Origin of the sequence: Silvanigrella sp., assembly GCF_044369315.1 — a bacterium.
GTDB lineage: Bacteria > Bdellovibrionota_B > Oligoflexia > Silvanigrellales > Silvanigrellaceae > Silvanigrella.
Genome location: NZ_JBIPMD010000263.1, coordinates 1 through 4284 on the forward strand (window position 1 = coordinate 1; position 4284 = coordinate 4284).

At 30.4% G+C, this 4284-nt stretch carries 3 protein-coding genes and 1 tRNA gene; 1 reads left to right on the forward strand and 3 read right to left on the reverse strand.

Annotated features, from left to right (window positions below):
* Window positions 1-185 precede the first annotated feature (185 nt).
* Together ACIQ56_RS15005 and ACIQ56_RS15010 are read right to left on the reverse strand one after the other, a co-directional pair.
* Window positions 186-275: transfer RNA gene (locus ACIQ56_RS15005), tRNA-Ser, on the reverse strand.
* Window positions 276-316: 41 nt separating this feature from the next.
* Window positions 317-2263 carry a transglycosylase SLT domain-containing protein gene (locus tag ACIQ56_RS15010; protein WP_397601855.1) on the reverse strand — a complete coding sequence of 649 codons (1947 nt, stop codon included), beginning with the start codon at window positions 2261-2263 and terminating at the stop codon, window positions 317-319.
* Between the two features lie 146 nt (window positions 2264-2409).
* Between ACIQ56_RS15010 and ACIQ56_RS15015 the strand changes: the two genes are divergently transcribed.
* A complete protein-coding gene (locus ACIQ56_RS15015) occupies window positions 2410-3342 on the forward strand; it encodes a DUF2797 domain-containing protein (protein WP_397601856.1) in 933 nt (310 codons plus the stop codon).
* Between the two features lie 17 nt (window positions 3343-3359).
* Here the strand turns inward: ACIQ56_RS15015 and ACIQ56_RS15020 are convergent, their stop codons facing one another.
* Window positions 3360-4226, reverse strand: coding sequence for a hypothetical protein (locus tag ACIQ56_RS15020; protein WP_397601857.1), 867 nt, complete (start codon window positions 4224-4226; stop codon window positions 3360-3362).
* Window positions 4227-4284: the final 58 nt, after the last annotated feature.

A 4284-nucleotide genomic window follows, 5' to 3' on the forward strand; every position in this document is an offset into this window, starting at 1 on the left:
CCAGAAAACTTAGACCAAATTAGTATTATGTTCCAAAATTTACTATTAACAGAAGCATATGATGACTGGCAATCTATCAAAGAAAAGGCGAGTGAATATACTCAAAATTCATTAATTAACTTTTTACCACCTGTGAAACTTGGAAGCCCTATTCCACTAAATGCATAATACAAAAGTCTTTTAAATGGCGGAGAGCGAGGGATTCGAACCCTCGGTACCCTTGCGAGCACGCCTGATTTCGAATCAGGTACATTCAACCACTCTGCCAGCTCTCCAGAATTGGTTTCTGTTGTCTAGCATACTTTGATTAAAGAAATCAATTCAAAGACTGTTTTTGCTTTTTTCTTGTTCCTGAAACAGCTACTTTTTTAGAAGATGCGGATTTTTTTTGCAAAGCAGACGAAGTGGTTTGTTTTTTTGCTTTGGTAAATGCTTTTGATTTAGATGAATTTTGAGCCACCTTTATATGACTACTTTTTGAAGAGACGTGATGAATAGATTGATTATTTTTAGCAGCCATTTTTTTACTAAATTTTTTAGATGAAAATTTGTTGCTAGTGAAACGATCATATTGCCCTGTTCCTAAAGAAATAGGAATATAAACCAATTGGCCTTTTCTTAAATGAGAGTTCATTTTGAGTTTTGAATTTGCATGAAGAACAGAAGTCGCATTAATACGATAACGAGCTGCAAATGCCGCAAGGGTTTCTCTGCGATTAATTCGAGCTGTAACGATATATTTATTTGATGCTTCAGGAAGTGTATTCATTGCCATTAAAGCATTTTCATATTTACTTGCAGGAACTTCTAAGTCAAAATGTCCTTCTGAAGTTGCATGAGCTGGGGGTGTAATTCCTAAACGAAGCTCAGGATTTAATGACTCTAAAAGACTTTTATCTACATTCAAACTTTTTGCTAAGTCTGCTAAAGAAATAGAACGTTTTACAGGAATTGTTTTTGACGCTGCAGGAGCTGGCGCATCGGTAGAATCAAAACCAAATTTCTCTGGATTTTTTGATATTATCATTGCAGCAATCAATTTTGGCACATAATCCGCTGTTTCTTTATTTACAACTCCCATAGAAGTTAATTGAAAAAAAGAAGAGTCCGTTCCATAATTTTTAAGAGTTCTACTAACAAGTCCTGGACCACCATTATAACTTGCTGCCGCTAAATGCCAGCTTCCAAATTTGCTATAAAGTTTTGATAAATAATTTGCAGCTGCCTTTGTTGACTTTTTAAGATCACGGCGTTCATCTAAGTAATCATTTATAATTAATCCGTTTTCACGAGCTGTTGCAGGCATGAATTGCCATAACCCCACAGCACCTACATAACTTAAAGCTTTTGAACTATAGCCAGATTCGATCATGGACAAATAAATTAAATCCGTTGGCAAACCATTTTGTTTTAAAATTTCTTCCATTTGAGGAATAAGAGCGTTTCCTCTTCTCATCCAAAGAACAAAACTTCTTTTTCCGGTATTTTTAAAGTAACTTATCCATTGTAAAACCTGATTATTAATTACGACAGGAAAATCAAATCCGGTTTTTTCAATGGAGGGATATACAACACGAATAAATTCATTTGTTCTTGCTTGAGTTAAAGCTTTATTTTTTGCTGCTTGAGTTTTGTATTCATTTCCATTTAAGGCAAGCCATTGTTGATCAAATTGTGTTTTCCAAGATTCATAATAAACATTATCTTCACATAATAAAATACTATCATTTGGATGAACAGAAGAAATCATTTTTGAATTTGAGCTAAACTCTTCTGGAGATTCAGCAACTAAAGCGTTATCTGAAGAATTAAAAACAAGATTTTCTCCATCTCCTACATCATCGGGAAGTAAGGAGGAATCATTCATTTTTAATTCAAGCTCATTTTCGGATTTTGTTTTTTCAGAAGGAGCATAAACTATTGTTTTTTTAGTATTATTTGGTTTAGAGGCTTTAATGGATTTGGACTCAACTTTTATCTCTTTTTTAGCACTTTCTGGTTTTACGTAGTTTTTTTTGAGGTTTGAGTCTTCATTTTCATCTAATTTTACAATTTCTGCCGTTCCTGTATTTTCTTTACTTGAAATGGCAGAGGGTTCAGAAGATAAAAAAAGTTCTGAAGATTTTTGGTTTATGCTACTCTGACAGCTAACAATTAAGGGTGAAAGAAAAAGGGGAAAAAGCAAATTTTTAATGATTTGTTTTTTATTTAAGCTTTTCAAATTTGGTTTTTCACTTAAGTGACTGATTTTCTTGATATTCACCTTCATGGCTCCGTTTCATGACAGATACTCTTAAACAGTTATCGGCATGACTGCTCTTCAGTTTATATGTTACAAAATTTGAATTGGTGTTGATATCAACACTTTCTTACCTTCATGTTTAGTCTTTGACGAAAAGGGTGTCAATCTTGAATTATCTAATCCAAAAGAAGAATTTGCCTATTTCAAAACTGTCTACAAATTTTGATACTAGTTTGATAAATTTTTCAGCAAATAACCTAGAAGACATTAAAAACTTAAAAGAAAAAATAATATCAATTCAAGTAAAATACCATTTAAATGAAAATGAGGCTTTAAAAACAGGATTAAAAATAAAAATAAAACATTCAGGTATGTTTCAATGCACATCATGTAAAAAAAATATAAAAAAACTATTTGAAGGATTTTGTTTTCCTTGTTTCAAAAAGAAAGCTTGTGCCGATAGATGTATTATGAGCCCTAATTTATGTCATTATAATTTAGGAACATGCCGTGAACCTTTATGGGGAGAGGAGTATTGTTATCAACCTCATTATGTTTATTTATCTTATACAGACAAATTTAAAGTAGGAATAACAAGGCAATCCCAAATTCCAACAAGATGGATTGATCAAGGAGCAAGCTCTGCTGTTCTTTTAGCTAAGGTAACATCAAGACACCAAGCAGGAATAATAGAACATAATTTAAAAGAAATTTTACATGATAAAAGCCATTGGTTGAATATGTTAAAAAATGGGAATAACAGACCCTCTTTAGAAGAATTTTATGATAAAATATCCTTCATATTTAATTGGATTAAACAGAATAAAATCTTTCAAAACAAAGAAATTATTGTTGAGACACCGCCTCATTTAAAATTAAATGATCATATAGAATATTTTCACTCACCAGTTATCGTGAATTTAAATTATGATATACCCAGTGAAGTTTTAAAATTTAAGTCTATAAATCTTGATAAATTGAGCGAAATAGAAGGAATCATAACTGGGATAAAAGGACAATATATTTTTTTAGGGGAAAATGTTTTTAATATGAGAAGGCATGAAGGATATATTGTCGATTTAGAACTGGAACAAATTTAAATAATTAAATATCTACCTTATTTAAATGATGCACGAACATGTATGCCATGTTCTCTGAAAGTATTTTTACAATTATTTCCAGATAAATCACATTTCGTAATTTCTGTTTTTATTGTCATAGGTTTTTCATCGTTGAAATGTCCATCTAAATATTGCCTTCTTGAATAAAACCCAGTATCTGTAAAAAATAAATCATCCGTATAAAATTTAAATGGTTTTGTTATAGAAACTATTTTATCATTTTTAAATTGATATAATTTACCGACACGACTTACTGCATATCCTTCGAAATTATCATTAAATGAAATTGAAGTAATAGAATCATTAATTTCAGCTATTACTTTACAATTCCATGCATACTCAGAACATCTTTTAATAAAAGAGGTATACATTCCATTGTTTTCATCTTTTACTTCTGCAAAATAAGTTGATTCACCTGTATAGGAAACATAAATAATTTTTCTATCCGCTTTTGTTATTGTTTTTACAAAAACATTGCTTTCATAATAATCAATGTTTAAATCTTTTTTTGCAACAAAACCTTTACCATTATCTTGAAAAGAAATACCTACAATGTCAGCACTTGTTAAAGGTGTTGTGATAGGAACACATTTTAAAGTTTCCATATTACATGTATGTAAAGAATATTTATTATCTTCTGGAATATATTTTGAAAGATAAAAATTATTACCAGTATAATTTATTAGAGTTGTTGTACTAACTAAGGACATTAAAGTTTTAACATATTTATCATTTTCATAATAATCTAAGTTTGTATCATCTTTTAAAATAATTCCTTTAGAAGCATGTGCAAAATTTGAAACTTGTGAAACAACAAGAAGAGTAAAAATTGATTTAAGAACACTTTTGGTAGGTAGAGACATGACTTTTATTTCCTTTCAAATAAAGTAATTCATTGCCATGAAACCCCTGCAGAACCGG

Bases quoted from the DNA above. Each gene is read 5' to 3' on its own strand.
- ACIQ56_RS15020 (WP_397601857.1), bottom strand. From the start codon at position 4,226: ATGTCTCTACCTACCAAAAGTGTTCTTAAATCAATTTTTACTCTTCTT.